The organism is Lutibacter sp. A64, assembly GCF_022429565.1.
Lineage (GTDB): Bacteria > Bacteroidota > Bacteroidia > Flavobacteriales > Flavobacteriaceae > Lutibacter.
Window position 1 is genome coordinate 1980022 of sequence record NZ_CP092487.1, and the last position, 18943, is coordinate 1998964.

Genomic DNA, 18943 nt, shown 5'->3' on the forward strand with positions numbered 1-18943 from the left:
TGTTTTTCATTGCATTACAAACACGTCCTCGCAATGACGATACCATACTTTATTCCGTCATTACGGGATGGAGCGTAAAGAAAATGTTCGGTGAACATTTTTAGTGATCAGGCCAGCCGGCGCAAGGGAAAAAAGACGAAGTAATCTGTTAATTATAATCTAAACTATGCTTTTATAGTAAGCAAAAGATTGCCGCGGTTGTGTTTTCATTGCATTACAAACACGTCCTCGCAATGACGATACCATACTTTATTCCGTCATTACGAGAAGCAAAGCGACGAAGTAATCTGTATCTTATAATCTAAACTATGCTTTTATAGTAAGCAACAGATTGCCGCAGTTGTGTTTTTCTTTACATTACAAACACGCTCTCACAATAACATTTGCAAATCAACCTCTAAACCAACCCTTCATACTCTTCTAATAAAGCATTCCAAACCACTAGTTGTTCATACCTGGTTTCAACCATTTTTCTGGCATTAGATTTTATTATATTAAAACTAGCTTCATTTACTAAACAATGCTGCATTGCTTTTAAAATAGCGTCTTTATCTTTTACAGGAATAATCCAACCATTTTTGCCTTCTTCAATAATTTCATTACAACCATTAATATTGGTAACAATACTTGGCAATGCCATAGCACCAGCTTGAAGCACTACATTTGGAAAACCTTCTCTATAGCTTGGAAACACCAATACATTGGAAATAGCAAAATACGGACGTACATCCTCCTGCCATCCTACGGATATAATATGTTTATTATTTAAAATTTCTTGTTGAGTTTCTGCCAATAACGGATCTAATTCCGTTTCTAAAGGACCTACCAATAATAATTTTGAGTGTTGCGAATTGGTTGTTGCTTGCTGACTGCCAACTGAGAACTGAGAACTGTCAACTGACAACTCTTTAAACGCTGCTACCAACTCATTAATTCCTTTATCGCCTACCAATCTGCCCACAAAAATAAATACAATAGCGTTTTTTTCAATGCCTAATTGTTGCTTTAAAGCTTCATTTTGTGAACTTGTAAAGCGCTCGTTATTAAAATATGAAGTATCTATTCCATTTGAACTCCCATTGGCTAACACTTTTAGTTTTTCAGTTTTAGCAAACTTTTCTGCTTTTATAATTTTTTCTAAACCTTTTGAATTCGGATATACTTTTGTAGCACAACTATAAGTTAGTTTTTCAACAATATTTAAAAGTGTACGTTTAAAACCTGTAGCTTCTAACAACGGCATTCCTGCAACGGTATGCAATCTATGTGGTACGCCTGCCAACTTTGCTCCTAACATACCAACAATACCAGCTTTTGGTGTATGTGAATGTACTATAAAAGGTTGTTCTTTTTTACAAAGCTTATAAAAGTTCCACAAAGAAACCAGATCTTTTAAGGGCGCAATAGTACGGGTCATTTCAACCTCAGCAACAGCAATACCTTCTTTAGTTGCTACTTCTTGTAGGTCTGAACCACGAGAAGAAACACCAAGCACCTTATAAAATTGCGACATAAAGCGATGCTGCCCCTTCAATAATATTTTTAAAGAGAGGGGAACTGTTGTAATTCTAATTAGGGTTGGTTTCATTTTTTAAAATTAAATGTTTTATATTATTTCTCACCATTCTAAATTTACCACTTTTCTCAACATCTATTTTTTTTACATAATTTAGATTTATTTTCATTTCTAAACCTACACGATCTCTCCAATTCTTAAGAAAAACCGTTTCAGTTTCTTTAGTAAAATGGTGTTCATCAATAATTATTGAAATATCAAGAGTATCTATAAAGTTTTGAATTACTTGAAATTTTACAATACCGTTTGTATCTTTTAGTGTATTTGAAATATTACCAAGATTAATCTTTCCATTTTTAGGTGAATATATAAAATCATCAACTCTCCCTAAAATTTCTTTTACCAACGGGTTGTTATTTCCACAAGTACAAACTTCATCAGATAATTCAATTGAATCTCCAATATCGTACCTAATTAATGGTGTTCCATAAGTTGTAAAAGATGTAACAACCAACCTCCCTTTTTTACAAGGCATATCTTGCTCGTCTAAAACTTCAAAAACTCCACTTTGCAATTCTAAATGCAAGTTCCCTTTTGAACATTCAATAATAAAAGGAGCTCCTTCTGAAGAAGCATATTGATTGTACATCTTTGTTTTAAAAAATGTTTCAATTACTTGCCTCATTTCATTTGTAACAGTTTCTGCTGTTGGAAAAATTGCTTTTACTGTAGCTTCCGGAAAATGATACTTATTTATTAAACCAAACTTTGCAATCTCTAATATAGAAGAAGGAAAGCCTACCAAATATTCTGGTTTATACTTTATTAAATTTTTTACGTAATAGTGTAAATAGGCATCTTTAATATGGAATGTTGAATAATACCTAACCTTATGCCAATAATCTGTTTTCCAAAATCTATTTTTATTTACATCTGACTGAGTTAATAAGTTTTTACCGGAAAACCAAGCTGTTTTTTTACCTAAACGATAACCAAAATTACCTCGAAAATTATCTAACATTGCAAAACGCTCTTGCATATTATCTTTTGAAAAAATAACTTCTAACGATTTACCCGTTGTCCCTCCTGTTTTAGAGACTATTCCTTTAGCTTTTGCTATAGTATGTATAGAATCAATATTTGACCTCAACATTTCTTTATTAACAATGGGAAGTTGCTCAATATTTTTAATACTTTGAAAATCAACAACAGCACTATATAATGACTTATAAAAATTAGATTTTTTTACAGAACTAGTAATAAATTGTTCATATTTTTTAGTTTGAATCTCTTTTAATTCTTGAATTGTTAGTTTGTTGTTTTTAGTGAATTGTTTTAAATAATAGTTATACTTCCCTCCATAACGCTTTCTATATAAGAATATATTAAAAGCACTTATCAATATATTTTGAAAAATATTAGGTAAAAAATTATATATTTTTTCTTTCATTTAGATTAGGGTACTTAACTTTCTAATTTCTCAAAATTATATATTTTCTCGATAAAAATTTTGTAAACTTAAGGCATTTACCTTAATATCATATCCTTTATTTGAAATTGATTCAAACTGTCCTTCTCTATTATAACCTGTATTATATTGTAACACTTTTTTAGCCCAAAAAACAGCTGATTGATTTAAAGAAATAAATTCAACCAAACTTGTTAGCTTAGCTTCTTGAGAAATAGTATCTGAAGCAATTATTTTTAAACCAGATGCTTGAGCTTCAATTAATGTAACTGGTAATCCCTCATAAAGTGAAGGAAACAAAAAAACATCCATAGCTTGTAAATAAAAAGGAATATCACTTTGAATCCCTAAAAAACAAACAGAATCATCAAGTTTTAACCTCTTTACTTTTTTTATTAATGTCTCTTTTAAATCCCCTTCTCCTATTAATAGTAAAACACTATTTGAGTTAATTTTATTAATTTCTTTAAAAACATCTATTAAAAAATCATGATTCTTTTGTAAGTTAAACCGTCCAATATGACCAACAACAATTTTATCCTTAAGCCCTAAAGATTCTTTATTTTCAATAGATTTATATTTATTAAACTCAAACTTACTTGTATCAATTGCATTATTGATAACAATAACTTTTTCAATATTTTCTTTTCCAAAAAGCCATACTCCAGCATCCCTCCCACAGGCAAAATAATGAGTAGCATATTTAGTAATACTTTTCTTTATGTAAGACTTAAGTAATATTTTAAATTTTTCTTTAAATGAAATATCACTTTTAAAAAAAGACTGATAACTAAATTTTGCTAATGCAATATGGCTATGTGCAATGCGCGTATTAATTCCAAACTCCATTGCCATTCTTAATACATATTTACTTAAAGCATTTAAATGAGAGTGAACAATCGTATACTCATTATGTTTTTTAAAAAACAACTCCAATTCATTTTGATAAACTTTCAAACCTTTTAGAGTAATAGGCAACATTCTAAAAATATTACCACCTAAAGATTCTATTTCATCATCAAAAGCACCTCTTTCTATTCTATGTACCAAAAAGTCAAATTGAACCTTAGTTCTATCAATATTTCTATAATAATTCATTATCATAGACTCTGCTCCACCTCTGTTCATTATTGTAAATACTTGTAAAACCCTAATTACTTTCATCCTACTTTGCCCTTGTTTTAAACTTAATATAATAGTATAATAGTATACCGAAAGGAATTGCTAATACTGTACTTCCTTTTTTGGGAGACTCTTTTAAAAAGTTTTTATTTTTAATAAATAAAGAACTCGAAACATAATGAATAGCATTCTTAAATTTATCTTTAAAAGAAGTAGCTAATAACATTCTACTTTTTCTTGAAAATGCAAAGCCTTTAGGGTTTAATCTATATTGTTTAATAATTGTTGCACTCGACCCATCTTGTCTATAATCTACTATACAAAGCACTTCATTTAAAGTTATTAATTTATAATCCTGATCAATTAGTTGGTATAAATAACCTAAGGGTACAAAATTCTCTCCTGAAAAAATAGGGTATTTAGGATATTTTTTTACAATTTCAGTTTTATATACCAATTTTTTATCTCCCAAAACTCCATGCTTGTGATATAAATCGTAAAGTGTTGTTTCTTTAACAGACTCTGGAAATTTTGTTCCTATACTATTATTTTTGGTGTCACAATCTAAACCTACAATCCCGGCAATAGTATTTTTATGTTTAACGCTTTCCCATGTATTTAAAATCAATTCAATGGCATTATTGGGCATATAATCATCCGAATCTACACATACATTTAACTCGGTAGTGATTAAACTATAAGCTGTATTATGTGCCCCGTGCATTCCTTGGTTTTCTTGAAAAACATAATTTATCTCAATTTTATGTTCAGCAATCCAAGTTGCCACCAATTCTTTTGTAGTATCTGTAGAACCATCATCTATAATAAGCCAACAAAAATTAGTTGCTGTTTGTTTTAATAAACTTTCATACAATTGCCCTAAGCAAAATGCTCTATTATATGTTGGGGTAAAAACGGTTACTAATTTCATGTATCTATCGCTTAAAAATTAGGTCTTTTTTATAGAATTGTTGTCATAAAGTACGTAAATCCATAATACACCAATACGGTATATGCCAGTACTTTTTGCTGTTTTACAAAAAATTGTTGCTTAAAAAAAGGATAAAAAATAACAATCGCCATTAAAAACCAGGACAAATAAGCAAAACGGTTAGAAAAGGCGGCACGAATTACTAAAATCCAAAAGGCATTAGCGGTTACATACATATTAAAAAGCTGCATATATACTGTATCATTAAAACCTCTTTTGATAATAAAATAATAACCTGCAAATACTGCTGCTGCACTATAGAGTAAAAAATCCCAACGAAAACCTGTTGAAGAAAATTGATCTTCAAAACCTTGCATTGTTAAATAACCTGTTCTTTCTCCCCCCAAACCTATTGACATTATTAAAGATTCTATAGCGCCACCAAAAACAAGTGATAACGGAATACTTAACAACCAACCAACTAAATAATGCTTAGAGTTTTTATAAAAAACTGTCAATATATAGGCTGCTATGGGAATTAACATACTTCCATGTACAAAATATGCCATTACAAAGAATCCATATTTCCAATACTTAGAATTAGTATAGGATACACCCAATACAAATAAGGAGGTTGCAATACCATTCCGAATACCATTAGTACCATAAGACCAAAAAGAAAAAGAAGCAAGCAGCATTAAAAAAATAAAGTATTTATCTACACCAAACCACTTTTTAACAGCACTGTATAAAGGTACTATATATAATACGGCACATAATAGAAAAAATAACTGTGCAGACATAATACTACTAGAGAGTTTCATAAATAAATCCCATAAAATATCTTTTGACATTCTAATATCTGCACCAGTAGCATATTGATTGAAATAATTATAATAAGTTCTCATATCCCCAAAATAACGACCGCTTATTGGTCTTAACCCCATATACAGCGTCACCACAATTAATAAAACTAATGAAGCGGTTTCCTTTTTGTTAACATTTTGTATAACATAGCCGTTTGTTTGTAACCTTATGAATGCAAGTATTATTATAACCAATAACACATTATAAAATAATGGTGTATAATAAGGTAAAGGTATAATAGAGTTAAAAATCATTGCGCTTTAATTTTAAATAATTTCAACCACTTTTCCATTACTTTATGTTCGTTAAAACGTGCTATGTTTTTTAAGGCGGCTTGTTCCATCAATTTTCTTTTCTCAGAATTTTTGATTAATTGAGCGAGTGCAACCGAAAAAGCCTCAATATTATTATGCTTTACTAAAATACCATCTTCTTCATTCGTTATTATATTTCTAGGACCATAAGGGCAATCATATGAAACTACAGGTAAGCCACAGGCTAAAGATTCTAGCAACACCATTGGAAAACATTCCGTTGCGGAAGTCATTGCATACAAGGAGGCTGCTTGCATTTTAGCGTCTAATTTATTAGTTGCTCCCATTAATTTAATAGAAGGTGTTTCTTCCTTTTTAATTAAGTTTTTTAATTCATTAACCAAATCTTGATCTCCTTCCCCATAAATATGCACTTCCCAATCTGGAAATTGAGCTGCAATTAAACCCCAAGCCTTAATTAAATGGTCAAATTGTTTTACCGGTGCTATTCTACCTGCGGCTAAAATAATCTTTTTCCTTTTAATAGTATTTAATTTTACCTGTGTTGAGGCATTTGGAATTACTACTAGATTATCAGGATTATAGTATTTTTGTTCATCGTTATTTAAAACAACAATGTGAGTATATTTTTTTTCAATACCCGTATTAATTCTGTGCATTATTTTTTTAAACAAACTAGCTTTTGGTAAATGCTTTACATAATAATATCGAGAAGCATGAAACTCTTTTATTGTTTTTATATGACCACTTATAAAAGGAATAAAGTAAAAATCAAAAGCATAATTACAAACAATTAACACATCTGGGTTAATTGCACGTAGCTTATTTTTTAATCTTTTTAAATGTGTAGGAACCTTTTTAAGATTAGTTAAACTAAAATAACTTTTTGTACGTATATAATTTATATCCAAATCATAATGTAGTACCTTATCTGAAATCGGATAACAAAAAGGCTTCCCTTTTTGCTCAGTTGTAATTAAATACACCTGATAGTCTGGCAATGTTACCAAATAATTTAACTTTTGAGCCAATACCTTTTCAATACCGCCGTGTAAATATATTTGATCTGTGCTATAAACTATTTTCATCCTATTTTACTAAGCTTTTAAATAAGGTATCCCACAAAGGTATAATATTATCAGGGGTATATCGCTTTACATTTTCTTTCGCTTGAAACCCCATACGTTTACGCAAGGTTTCATTTTCAATAAGGTTAATTAACACATTTGCAAAACCATTAATATTATCATTTTCAATCAAAAAACCATCTTCAGTATGAGTTATAATATCTGCAGGTCCGTGTGGACAGTCAAACGCAACACAGGGCACTCCAAAACTCATAGCTTCTATCAATACCATACCAAAACCTTCAAAACGTGAAGACATTACATATATAGAAGCTTCTTTATACTTTGCTTGTATATCCTTAACTGGTGGGTAAAAATGTATTGTATTCGAAATTTCTAATACTTCCGCTTTTTCCTCTAGTTTTAAGTTTGAATCTAATTTTCCATAAACGTCTATGCTCCAATCTGGAAATTTCTTAGATACCAAACTCCAAATATCTAATAACCTGTCATACCCTTTTTGATAGGATTGCTTGCCAACAACCAATACTTTTTTATTAGTAAGTAAAGATTGTGCTTCATTAGTAAAAGGTAATGGGTTTGGAATTACTACTAAATTATTTAAATTCCATTCTTTTAAATTTCCATTGGTTAATACTACAAATTTATGAAATTGGCTTGCTCCAAAATTCATTAGACCAAACTTTAATCTTGTTTTTAAACGTTGAACAAACGAAATTGAATCTGCTCTATTTTCAATTTGCTTAGAAACATGGCGTTCATAAATAACCGGTATTTTTTTTCCAAAGAATATTGGAAACAGCATTCCTTTTAAACCATCATCACAGACCGAAATAACATCTGGTTTTAGTGCTTTTAACGCATTTTTAATCCCTTTTTTATATTGTAAAAAATAATTGAGAGCATTGCCACCTACTTTAATATCAATAAACTTAATTTTTGTACTAAACTTATAAAATGGAGATTTGTCACCATTATTTAAAGTTAAAATATGCACTTTATACCCTAATGTATCCGCTAAATAACTTGCTTTTACCGCCAGTACACGCTCTAAGCCTCCTGAGCCATTAATTGCATTTGTAATGTAGAGTAGTTTTATCATTTGTTTAACTTTCTATAAGATTCTTAACTTCCCTTAAAGTTTTCTCTTTTTGATTGTCTTGTTGTTCTTCTAAGTTTTTTATTAAATAATTTTTAAAATCCAAATCTGTCATAATTTTCTCTATACCACCTGCTATTGATTTTGAATTCATCTCAGTAATTACACCTGTTTTATCTTGTTCTAAAATAGAATACGCTGTAGGAAAATTAGTAGTGACTATTGGTTTATTAAGTATAGAAGCTTCAATTAGTGTTCTACCTAAGCCTTCAAAATGTGAAGTTTGCACATAAACATCACACATTTTAACGTATGGGTACGGATTATCTCTAAAACCAAGTAGAATAAATTTATTTTCTAAATTAAGTTCTTTAATTAATTTTTCTAAATAAGCTCTTTCATTACCCTCTCCTATTATATACCAACGAAAATTAAAACCTAAATCTGAAAGAATTTTGGCTGCTTGCACTGATAATTCAAAACCTTTTTGAATCGCAAGTCTCCCTATAGAAACAATATTAATACTATCTGTTGAAAACTTAATAGATACTTTATCTTCTGCTCTTTTTAAAATATCATCTTTATCTATTATATTTCTTATACTAATTACCTTATTGGGTGGTATAAACTTTTGCATCGATTCTTTTACAAATACAGATACTCCAACTATTTTATCAAACTTATTGTATATCGGCGTATCAATTTTAATATTATAACCAGCCTTGGCAAAATCAATATTAACCCATGCAAATTTCTTTTTTGCCATAATCTTTTCAGCAACAAAATATGTAGCAAAGCCTTGCCCCCAAGCTATTGCAATATCAATATCAAGGTCTAATTTTGGAACTTTATTCTTTGCTATTTTCCAAAACAATTGAGCGTTGTGTGTTTTCTCTTTAAAATTTAGAACTCTTGCTATTTTAAACTTTATTCTAGCAATTAAACTTAAATTAATAGCAACACTTTCAATTGTTAAGTGTTTTGGAACAAATTGTTCAAATTCACCTCCTTTTTTTAGCACCATTAAACGTACTTCGTAGCCTGAGTAATCAAGATTATTCAATAAACTTAACAAGCTTCTTTCAGCTCCTCCACAATGCAACGATTCAACAAAAAAAAGTATTTTCTTCATTTTATTTTTCATAAATTTAGTTTTTGATAGCATTTATCAAAAAAGCTTTTGAACTTAATATGGCTTCCTGTTTTTTATGCCTAATAGATTTGTAATCTATTAAATTTAAAGTATCTGTTATATTATTCTTAGTAATTAATACATGGTTCAAATCAAAAAGAGCTAATAAATCTCGCATACGGGTATTAATTGCCTCTTGCCTATTTACCACTACAAATTGTTTTTCAAAAATTAATGAAAAAGCAACTGCATGAAACGAATTTGTAATAACAAACTGCGCATTTGCAATTAATGATAAAAAAAACTCAGGACCTTTTAACCAATAATTATTGGTTGCATACTTAATATTTTTATTTACTGTATAAATTTTATACCCTTTTTCTTGTTGTAACTTAATTGCTATCTCTTTAATAAAAGAATTAGAATCAAAATCGTATACAAAAATAAATTTTTCATCAATCTTTTTTATAAAGGTTTCTTTCCAATACTTGGCTGATAGTAAGAATACCGGGTCTAAAACCTGTGCTACATTTTCAATATCTAATTCATTTAATATAGTTACACCAGAAGTCTCTCTTACAGAAACATGGTGTATCCTACTTACCTTTTCTTTAACAAATGGTTTTAAGTACGCCTCAATACTATCAATAGCAAAACTTGCTGCATACGAAATTTTCAACTTATCATCTGGCACAAAATCTAAATAAAAAGCAGGGTCTTTTCCATTCTCAAAAAAAGAATTCCAAATTTGGTCACTGCCACAAATATACGTATCTGCAATAGGTAGGTTATTTTTTAACTCTTCATTAGTTTTATATATACTGTTTCCGGTTTTAATATATTTCTTTGAAAATGTATCAAATACCTTTTTACGTTTTAATGCTTTTATCCTTCCTGGTAATTTAGCCAATAAATAAATGTACTTAACAGGAAATGTATTGTATTTTGGTGAAACCGACCATAAATTAAAATGATTACTTAAATAATAGGGCTTATAATGGATTGCCTCCGTTGTATGCCCTAATGCTTCAAGGTATTTTAGCAAGGCAAACTCTTGTAAACTAGCACCATAATTATAAACTTCATGACAAGTAATGGTTTTAATTTTCATAACATAAATAAAATCTAGTTTAAATCCTTAATAATTTTAATAGGATTACCTCCTGCTATTACCATACTTGGGATGTCTTTATGTACAACACTATTGGCAGAGATTATACTCCCAGCACCAATGGTTACTCCGGGTAAAACAACAACTCCTGTACCTAACCAAACATTGTCTTCGATAACAACTTCTTTAACTTCTCCAGTAGTATTAATTCTGTTTTCAATGTTATCAAAAGAAGCTTGATGCCCATTCCCATCAATTATATGACAATTTGCAGCAATAAGACAATTATTTCCAATTTCTACTCTTTTATAAGCATGTATACAGCTCCCGTGAAACCGAGTGTTATCTCCTATTTTTATAATTGCATTAGATATATCTGCCATTAACTTACAAGGTGAATGCATGTTTACGTGATATCCATAATTGTCAGAGTTTATAGTTGCATTATTCCCAATAATTAATTTCGCATCTGGATGAAGTTGAATTATAGGATTCTTTTTAAAAACTACGTTGTTTCCAACTTTAATTGGTAGATTTTTTAAAAGCTCTTGAAACTCTTTTCTTTCTAGATAATTAATTATTTTTCGTAAATATTTTAAGATTATCATTTTTTATTTTTAACTTGTTCAATTACTTTATCAACCATCCAGGAAGAATAGTTTCCAATTTGTCCTTTAATCCAATTTAAATTTTCATCCCAATAACCTGGACATTTCTCGTAAGCACTTGTTGAATAGGCGTATGTAATTTCAATAATAACAGGCTTATCATTTTTATCAAAGACAATATCATAAGCTACACTATTCATTTTTAACTTCTTTGCAACATTAAGCACAAGTTGTAATATTGATGTATCAACATCATTATTTAAAAAATCCATATTACCACTTCCTGATGCTTTAAAATCTCCCTCTCTATTAGATCTTTTTAACCCAAAAATTCTTTCCTGATTAACAACAACAAGTCTTAAATCATAATCATTGTTTGGCATAAACTCTTGAAAATACACATAATCTTTTTCTATATGATTAACCCAATCTTTATTTAAAGGTTTTAACAGATGACGAAAGCTTTTAAGTAACCTCCAAAGTGACTTATGTTGACGATACCTAGCTAAACTTTCTTCTAAAAAGTATTTTTTTTGATCAAATGCTATAAATCCCTTTCTAAAAGAAGTTCGAATAATTTTTTTAGCCTCATTTTCACTATGAATCAACTTCACATTACTTGAACCAGCTCCTCCAGTAAGTTTAAAAACTTTTGGCCATTTAGTATTAGCTGCCCATTCTAAAGCTTCTTGCTTATCATAAAAGACATAGGAAGGTATTAAAGGTGCATCAATAGCCTCTAACAAATATTTCTGTCCAACCTTATCATCGTAATGCCAATTTTCTTTTATAGACGGAAAGCATACTTTTCCGGCATGCTCAACAGCTGTTAATAATCGCTTAGCTACTTGATAATCTTTTTTACTTAAATGGTTAGTATGCCACATTAAAGCATCACAGTCTTTAAGTTGCTCAATAACATTATTACTATAAACATCTATTAATTGATAATTAATATTTTGATTGTCACAATATTCAATCCATTTCTTAGCAAACCCTCTTGGATTACTTTGTATACCTATTTTCATACTTTCCTTATATTTGTTATCAAAATAGCTAAGGCAATCAATTCATGTTTTATAATCCAAGTCAAGGGTATTAAATGAATACTTTGTCCTTTTGCTCTTAATACCAATTGATTTTTATGTTTCTTAATAAGTTCTTTCAAAATCTTTTTCTTTTTTATTTTCGAATAGTCTGAGTACAATACGTTAAAAAAATATACTAACGCTGATAAAGAATTGTGTTTTGATATAAATTCTAAATCTTGTGAATAACTCTCAAGTAAATTGAATATTTTACTATATAAATACTCACTATGTTTTACATTTGATTTTTTCGAACTTAGACTATTCGAAACTATTCGATAATTATAAGAAGTTGAATTTGAAATTCCAATCATTTTACATTTAAGAACATATGTCAAATTAAACACCACATCCTCCCCTTTGTCTAATTTCTCATCGAAACCAATTTTATTTTCAAATATAATAGATTTTCTAAAAAATTTACCCCAAGGAGAGCCAAAGTCTCTAAATAGATTATATTGATTTAAAAATTCATTCAAAATCAAACTTTTAGGTTCATATCTGTTATAAAAAGATTTTACATCATCTTTAATAATATATGAATCCATAATAATGTAGTCATGTTTATCAAAATCTAATATCGGTTGAAAATAATTTTCAGAAATAAAATCATCACTATCTATAAAAGTAATCCATTCTCCAACCGCATTTTTTAAGCCTAAATTACGAGCAGAACTAACACCTCCATTTTTTTTATGAAAGACGCTAACTCTTTTATCATTAGCTGCATAACTGTTACATATCACACCACTTTTATCTTTAGACCCATCATTAATTAACAGCAATTCAAAATTAGTAAAACTCTGATTTAAGACAGATTGTATGCATTGTTTAAGGTACTTTTCAGCATTATAAACTGGGATAATTATAGAAATTTTTATCATCTGAATATTACATTATTTTAAAATTTACGGTTCTTGTATTCTTTATAAAATTTATTTAATGCATTGTAGTTTTCTTTTTCTCCCTTTTGAACTAAAAAATACCACAAACGTCTAAATACTTTTATAAAAAAATTTAAGTTATCATCTTTTTTAAAAAACAAATAATACTTATACCTCACATGAAAATAAACTTTTTCTTTAAAAGTAAAATATGAATAAAACTTCTCATATATTAAGTCCCGAAACTTTATGAAGAAGTCATTTATATACGAATTGTTTACAAGATTTTTGTTTGTAATTGAGTTATCATTTATTCTATATTTTATCGTTTTTTTAGGTAAATAATAAAACTTATTTCCTGCTTTTAACCAATTAAAAAACGTTAATCTATCTTCAACGAAAGAATAACTCTCGTCATAACCTCCCATTTCTAAAAATTTATTACGTTTGTAGAAAGTAGCTGGCCCATGAAGAACAATATTCCTAATCATTACTTTTAATTGAAACTCATTATTCAATTCCGAAAATTGTTTTGAACGAGCATCAGAATCATTTTTATAGTTTACCAAATTAGAGTCTTCAAAAGTATCTTTATAAGCCTCATAATCGGAAAAACAAAATTTAATTCTTGAATCACTTTTTACAAACTCTATATTGTCTTTGATGCAATTTGCCATTAATGCGTCATCGCCAGCAATTAACTTAACCCATTCACCTTTTGCAGCATATAAACCTCGGTTACAATTTTTAGGAATCCCAGTATTTTCTTTAACTGTTATTAATTGAGTTCTAACAAACCTATCCTTATTCTTTTGTAACCATTCTTCACAAACTGTAACAGTATTATCTGTAGAACAATCATCTGATATAATTAATTCAATATTTTGGTAGGTCTGTGCTTTTGCACTTTCTAAGGTTTCCAATACATAATTGGAAGAATTGTATGTGATTACAATTATGGAAACTAAGGGGTTTCTTTTTAAACTATTTGCTATTTCAATAGTATTCATTTATTTCCTTTTTCTAAAATTTAGAATTATCTCTTTCAAATTTAAACGGGTATCTAGCTCTCTATAAGAATACCATACAGAAAACAAAATAAAAGGCACTCCAACAACATAAGCCCAAAGAGTTGGGATAAATTTAATAATTATAAAACAACACAAGCCTAATATCAATTGAATTCCAAAAATTTTATAAAAACCAGTATCAAAATGGAACTTATATTTATATTTCAAAACTACATATATCTGAAAAAAATAAAGAACATACGTGATAAAAAATGAGATTCCTAAACCATCCAAACCATAAAAGTAATACCCCAATAGATTTAAGCCTAGCATATAAATATTAACAATCAGTTCATTCCAAAAAAACAACTTTGAAGCTCCTTTAGCCAATAACAAAAAACCCATAGCCCAACTTACTACTTTAAAATACATACCTAAGGCGGCCCAATGTATCATACCATTCACAGGAATAAATTTTGTTGAATACAGTATGATTACCACCCAATTTATAAAAATTATAAATATGGTTAAAATTGGAGCTAAAATTAAGATACCTATTTCTGCTTGTTGATTTATTAATTGATTTGCTTTGTTATTATCATATGAGACACCTGAAAGTCTAGGATAATAATCAGTTGCCATAGCACTAAAAACAAGACCAACATAGGTAGTGATAATTGCAAAGCCTGCTCCATATAACCCAACATCTTCAAGCCCTCCTACTTTATTAATATAAACACGTACCGCATAAGAAAAAGCTACTGTTAACAAACCACTCAAACTAATCATAAAACCTAATATCATCATCTGCTTTCCTTCTTTAATTGTTTGAGCAATATCAACATTCACTTTTTCTATAGTCACTTTTCTAGAAAAATACCAAGTTAACATTAGGGTAGTAATAGAAGAAATAATAAGCACTGGTACAATCCCTTTTTCACCATAAAAATAATATATGGGTACTGTCACTAGCAAACCAATAAAACTCCCAAAAACACTAGATTTTGCTAATGGTTTTAACTTCCTAAAGCCTTGTAATAACACACTTTGCCCACTACTTAATTGATAAAACAATAAGGTTATAGAAAGCCAAATAAATGCAGATGTATAATTTGTATTCCCAAAAGCCAATTTGCTTAACCAAGATGAAAAAACAATAGTAATAACGGCACCTAACAACCCTGTAAACCATACTAATTTACGCATTACAGCTACCACAACTGCAACTCTCTTAAGGTTATCTGTACCAACAGCAGCCGCAATATCTTTTACAGCACTTGTACGTAATCCAAAGTTTGTGATACTTGTAACTAACCCCAGAGTTGATTGTAACAAACCAACAACCCCCATACCTGCAGGGCCTAATAATATTGCTACAAATTTTGAACGTACAATAGCAATTAAGATGTTAAAAACTTGAACTCCTCCAAAAAGAGAAGTTGCTTTCATAATTTGCCGATACGAAGATTTATCCTCTTGCATTAAATAGTTTTAATAATTTTGGCAGGTACACCACCAATTATAACATTCTTAGGGAATTTACCAATTACAACAGCCCCAATAGCAACAATAGAATTATCACCAACTTCAGAGTTTTTTAATATTGTAACATTATGCCTATCCATACATTTTCACCTAAAATAACGTTACCAATTTCCCCAACTTTATTTCTTAAATGAGGTAATATACCATGCGCTTCAAAATCCATAATTGTTACATTTTGCCCTATTAGGGTGTTTGAGCCAATTTCAATATTGTTGGCAGCACAAATAAATATATTATTATTTGTTGCTACATTGTTACCAATATTAATAATTGCATTTTTATAACGAGCTTGTAATTCAATAGAACCTCCTCTATGAAAACCTCCAGGCTTATAGCCGAATTTGCAATTTTTCCCAATAGAGATTTCCCCTTTTCCAGTTAGTAACGTTTTTTGATTACATATTGGTAAATGTTGGTAATTAAATCTCTTTGATCTAATAAATCTTAAATTTGGAAATACAAAATTAAAATACTTTTTCTTTTTAGAAATAATCCACCAAAATGGAAAATTAAATAAAAGTTGAATTTTCCTTAAAATATTATAGCTCATAATTATTTATATTGTAAACTACATTTTCAATTTCTTTACTAGTCATAACAGCACTCAAAGGCAAACTCAACACTTCGTTATGGATTTGTTCTGTTATTGGGAAACTAAGGTTGTTATATTCGGCATAGGCTTTTTGCTTGTGCGGTGGTATAGGATAATGAATTAATGTTTGAATGCCTTTTTCCAAAAGGTATTGTTGCAACAAATCTCTTTTTTTTGTTCTAATAACAAATAAATGCCAAACATGAGTTAAATTCAAACCTACTTCGACAGGCTCAGTATGACTTTCGACACAAAAACTTGGTAATACTATTTCTGGATTCTTAATATTTTTCAAATAATAATTCGCCACTTTTCTTCTTGCTTCAATATCTTGTGCTATGTATTTTAATTTTACAGTTAAAAAAGCTGCTTGTAACTCGTCTAAACGAGAATTTAAACCTTGAAATTTATTTTCATATTTTTTATGAGATCCATAATTACCAAGTGCTCTAATTGTGGCTGTTAGTTCAGCATTATTTGTTGTAACTGCACCAGCATCTCCTAATGCTCCCAAGTTTTTTCCAGGGTAAAAACTATGACCTGCTGCATCACCAATAGCGCCAGATATTTTACCGTTCCATTGTGCCCCATGAGATTGCGCCGCATCTTCAATTAATTTTAAATGGTGTTTTTCACAAATTTCAAGCATTTTTGCATCTACAGAAATCTGTCCATATAAATGCACAGCTAATATTGCTTTTGTTTTAGGGGTAATAGCTTGTTCAACAAGGTTACTATCTATATTATAGGTTTGTATATTAGGCTCAACAAAAACAGGAATTAAACCATTATCTGAAATTGCTAAAATAGATGCGATATAGGTATTAGCAGGCACTAGTACCTCATCACCTTTTTGCATAATTCCTAATTCCAAGTATGCTTTAAAAATTAAACGTAAGGCATCTAGTCCATTGGCTACACCTACACAATGTTTTACTCCACAAAAATCCGCATAGTTATGTTCAAAAGTTTCTAGCTCTTTCCCCATTAAATACCAACCTGAATCAATAACTTTAGAAGCTGCTTCTTTTAACTCTTGCTGGTATTGCGCATTTATTTTTTGTAAGTCTAAAAATTTAATCATGCTGTTTCACTAATTTGTTTTCCTCCCATAAATATATCTCCTTAGTAACTTTATCTCTCAAATTGAGGTCTAATATCCTACCTTCATTGGTTACATAACTTGAAAGTTTTGCAGGATTCCCTAACCACAATTCATTATTTCCAATTGATTTTGTTACTACAGCTCCTGCACCTACCATGGCATATTCACCAATGGTATTCCCTGCAATAATTGTAGCGTTTGCTCCAATAGAAGCTCCTTTTTTAATAATTGTCTGTAAAAATGATTCAGGATATTGTTTAGATCGCGGCACAAGATCATTCGTAAATGTTACATTAGGCCCTATAAAAACATCATCTTCAATTGTGATGCCATCCCAAATTTGCACACCTGATTTTACAGTTACATTATTTCCAATATGAACCTTATTTTCTATAAACACATGTGCATTTATATTGCAGTTTTCCCCAATAATAGCATCTTTTAAAATTACAACAAATTGCCAAATTCTTGTTTTTACTCCAATTTTAGTAGTTTGTACATCGGCTAATTTATGACAGCTATAATTCATCTTTTATAGTCTAAAAATTCTTGATATTCTCGTATATAATCACTCTCATTATAAGTATGTGAAGCTAATACCAAACAAATTGAGCCTGATGAAAAATTGATTTCAGAAGCCCAAATTCCGGGTGGTATGTGTAAACCTTTGTTTGGTTGGTTTAAAAATACTGTTTTTGTAAATTTCCCATCATCTAATTTAACTTCAAAACTTCCAGAAGCTGCCACTAAAAACTGATGACAAGCTTTATGTGCATGTGCTCCCCTATCTTCACCCCCAGGAATATCATATAAATAAAAAATTCTTTTTACTACAAATGGTAATTTTTTTCCATTTTCTACAACAGTAATATTACCTGCATCGTTTTGAATTTTAGACACGTCAATAACCTTACAATCTTTAACAGTGTTATTTGTTACTTTCATCTTTCAGGCTTTTAAAACTGTCAAAATCACGAATATAATCATCTTCTTCATATCCTATAGATGAAACTATTAATGCTAAAGAATTAGTTGAAAAATTTTCCAACCTTCTCCATAATAAGTTAGGCACATACAATCCATAATACGATCTGTTTAAACTATATTTCACTTCTTTTGTACCGTCGTGTAATACTACGTCAAAACTACCGGAAAGTGCTATTATAAATTCATGAGATTTTTTAAATGCATGACTTCCTCTAATCTCTCCTCCAGGCACATCGTATATCCAATACGTTCTTTTAATATCGAATGGTATTTGATTGCAATTTTCAAAAAAACTTAAATTACCTCTTCTATCTAATATTTTAGGGAGCTCTATAATTTTTACATTATTCATTTTTTAATGTTATAGATTTTGAGGGTTCGGGGTTACAAATGTTTGCTGCAAATATATGGTTTTATTCTTTATAAGTTAAAAGTTGGGTGTTGCTTGTTTGTTGGTTATTGGGAACTGTTATTCTGAAGTTGTTTTAGTTTGGTCCTTTATCCCGAACTCGATT

The 18943-nt window shown here is 29.5% G+C and carries 20 protein-coding genes; all 20 read right to left on the reverse strand.

All coding sequences use genetic code 11. The features are described 5' to 3' along the window. Positions 1–397 precede the first annotated feature (397 nt). Genes MKD41_RS08285 through MKD41_RS08380 form a run of 20 tightly spaced genes read right to left on the reverse strand, consistent with a single transcriptional unit; the run spans position 398 to position 18780 of the window. Positions 398–1588: a glycosyltransferase family 4 protein gene (locus MKD41_RS08285; RefSeq protein ID WP_240244961.1), complete on the reverse strand. Its 1191-nt coding sequence runs from the start codon at positions 1586–1588 to the stop codon at positions 398–400. Then, positions 1569–2966, reverse strand: a complete 1398-nt coding sequence (locus tag MKD41_RS08290; protein ID WP_240244962.1) for a phenylacetate--CoA ligase family protein — start codon at positions 2964–2966, stop codon at positions 1569–1571. The genes MKD41_RS08285 and MKD41_RS08290 overlap by 20 nt, the downstream gene beginning before the upstream one ends. Positions 2967–3002: 36 nt before the next feature. Then, positions 3003–4148: a glycosyltransferase family 1 protein gene (locus tag MKD41_RS08295; protein ID WP_240244963.1), complete on the reverse strand. Its 1146-nt coding sequence runs from the start codon at positions 4146–4148 to the stop codon at positions 3003–3005. 1 nt (position 4149) lies between these two features. Continuing rightward, positions 4150–5037, reverse strand: coding sequence for a glycosyltransferase family 2 protein (locus tag MKD41_RS08300; RefSeq protein WP_240244964.1), 888 nt, complete (start codon positions 5035–5037; stop codon positions 4150–4152). A 29-nt stretch (positions 5038–5066) separates the two neighbouring features. Then, entirely contained in the window at positions 5067–6158 is a 1092-nt protein-coding gene (locus MKD41_RS08305) for an EpsG family protein (protein ID WP_240244965.1), read from the reverse strand. Further along, positions 6155–7267, reverse strand: coding sequence for a glycosyltransferase family 4 protein (locus MKD41_RS08310; protein ID WP_240244966.1), 1113 nt, complete (start codon positions 7265–7267; stop codon positions 6155–6157). The genes MKD41_RS08305 and MKD41_RS08310 overlap by 4 nt, the downstream gene beginning before the upstream one ends. A 1-nt stretch (position 7268) precedes the next feature. After that, positions 7269–8369, reverse strand: a complete 1101-nt coding sequence (locus MKD41_RS08315) for a glycosyltransferase family 4 protein (protein WP_240244967.1) — start codon at positions 8367–8369, stop codon at positions 7269–7271. A 4-nt stretch (positions 8370–8373) separates the two neighbouring features. After that, positions 8374–9498 carry a glycosyltransferase gene (locus tag MKD41_RS08320; RefSeq protein ID WP_240244968.1) on the reverse strand — a complete coding sequence of 375 codons (1125 nt, stop codon included), beginning with the start codon at positions 9496–9498 and terminating at the stop codon, positions 8374–8376. A 16-nt stretch (positions 9499–9514) separates the two neighbouring features. Beyond that, positions 9515–10609 carry a polysaccharide pyruvyl transferase family protein gene (locus MKD41_RS08325; protein ID WP_240244969.1) on the reverse strand — a complete coding sequence of 365 codons (1095 nt, stop codon included), beginning with the start codon at positions 10607–10609 and terminating at the stop codon, positions 9515–9517. 14 nt (positions 10610–10623) lie between these two features. Then, positions 10624–11217 carry an acyltransferase gene (locus tag MKD41_RS08330; protein ID WP_240244970.1) on the reverse strand — a complete coding sequence of 198 codons (594 nt, stop codon included), beginning with the start codon at positions 11215–11217 and terminating at the stop codon, positions 10624–10626. Further along, positions 11214–12245: an ATP-grasp domain-containing protein gene (locus tag MKD41_RS08335; protein ID WP_240244971.1), complete on the reverse strand. Its 1032-nt coding sequence runs from the start codon at positions 12243–12245 to the stop codon at positions 11214–11216. Before MKD41_RS08335 ends, MKD41_RS08330 begins: the two co-directional genes overlap by 4 nt. Then, the gene (locus tag MKD41_RS08340; RefSeq protein ID WP_240244972.1) at positions 12242–13189 is read right to left on the reverse strand and encodes a glycosyltransferase family 2 protein; all 948 of its coding nucleotides are present in this window, start codon (positions 13187–13189) and stop codon (positions 12242–12244) included. Before MKD41_RS08340 ends, MKD41_RS08335 begins: the two co-directional genes overlap by 4 nt. 17 nt (positions 13190–13206) lie before the next feature. After that, positions 13207–14199, reverse strand: a complete 993-nt coding sequence (locus MKD41_RS08345) for a glycosyltransferase family 2 protein (protein ID WP_240244973.1) — start codon at positions 14197–14199, stop codon at positions 13207–13209. Next, positions 14200–15681: an O-antigen translocase gene (locus MKD41_RS08350; RefSeq protein WP_240244974.1), complete on the reverse strand. Its 1482-nt coding sequence runs from the start codon at positions 15679–15681 to the stop codon at positions 14200–14202. It lies immediately after the preceding gene. Continuing rightward, positions 15681–15824, reverse strand: coding sequence for an acyltransferase (locus MKD41_RS08355; RefSeq protein WP_240244975.1), 144 nt, complete (start codon positions 15822–15824; stop codon positions 15681–15683). Before MKD41_RS08355 ends, MKD41_RS08350 begins: the two co-directional genes overlap by 1 nt. After that, positions 15797–16294 (reverse strand): hypothetical protein, encoded by a 498-nt coding sequence (locus MKD41_RS08360; RefSeq protein WP_240244976.1) that lies wholly within the window; start codon positions 16292–16294, stop codon positions 15797–15799. The genes MKD41_RS08355 and MKD41_RS08360 overlap by 28 nt, the downstream gene beginning before the upstream one ends. Beyond that, positions 16284–17420 (reverse strand): DegT/DnrJ/EryC1/StrS family aminotransferase, encoded by a 1137-nt coding sequence (locus MKD41_RS08365; protein ID WP_240244977.1) that lies wholly within the window; start codon positions 17418–17420, stop codon positions 16284–16286. The genes MKD41_RS08360 and MKD41_RS08365 overlap by 11 nt, the downstream gene beginning before the upstream one ends. Continuing rightward, positions 17413–17970, reverse strand: a complete 558-nt coding sequence (locus tag MKD41_RS08370) for an acyltransferase (protein WP_240244978.1) — start codon at positions 17968–17970, stop codon at positions 17413–17415. The genes MKD41_RS08365 and MKD41_RS08370 overlap by 8 nt, the downstream gene beginning before the upstream one ends. Continuing rightward, the gene (locus tag MKD41_RS08375; RefSeq protein WP_240244979.1) at positions 17967–18386 is read right to left on the reverse strand and encodes a sugar 3,4-ketoisomerase; all 420 of its coding nucleotides are present in this window, start codon (positions 18384–18386) and stop codon (positions 17967–17969) included. The genes MKD41_RS08370 and MKD41_RS08375 overlap by 4 nt, the downstream gene beginning before the upstream one ends. After that, complete coding sequence (locus MKD41_RS08380) at positions 18370–18780, reverse strand: sugar 3,4-ketoisomerase (protein ID WP_240244980.1); 411 nt, start codon at positions 18778–18780, stop codon at positions 18370–18372. The genes MKD41_RS08375 and MKD41_RS08380 overlap by 17 nt, the downstream gene beginning before the upstream one ends. Positions 18781–18943 lie beyond the last annotated feature (163 nt).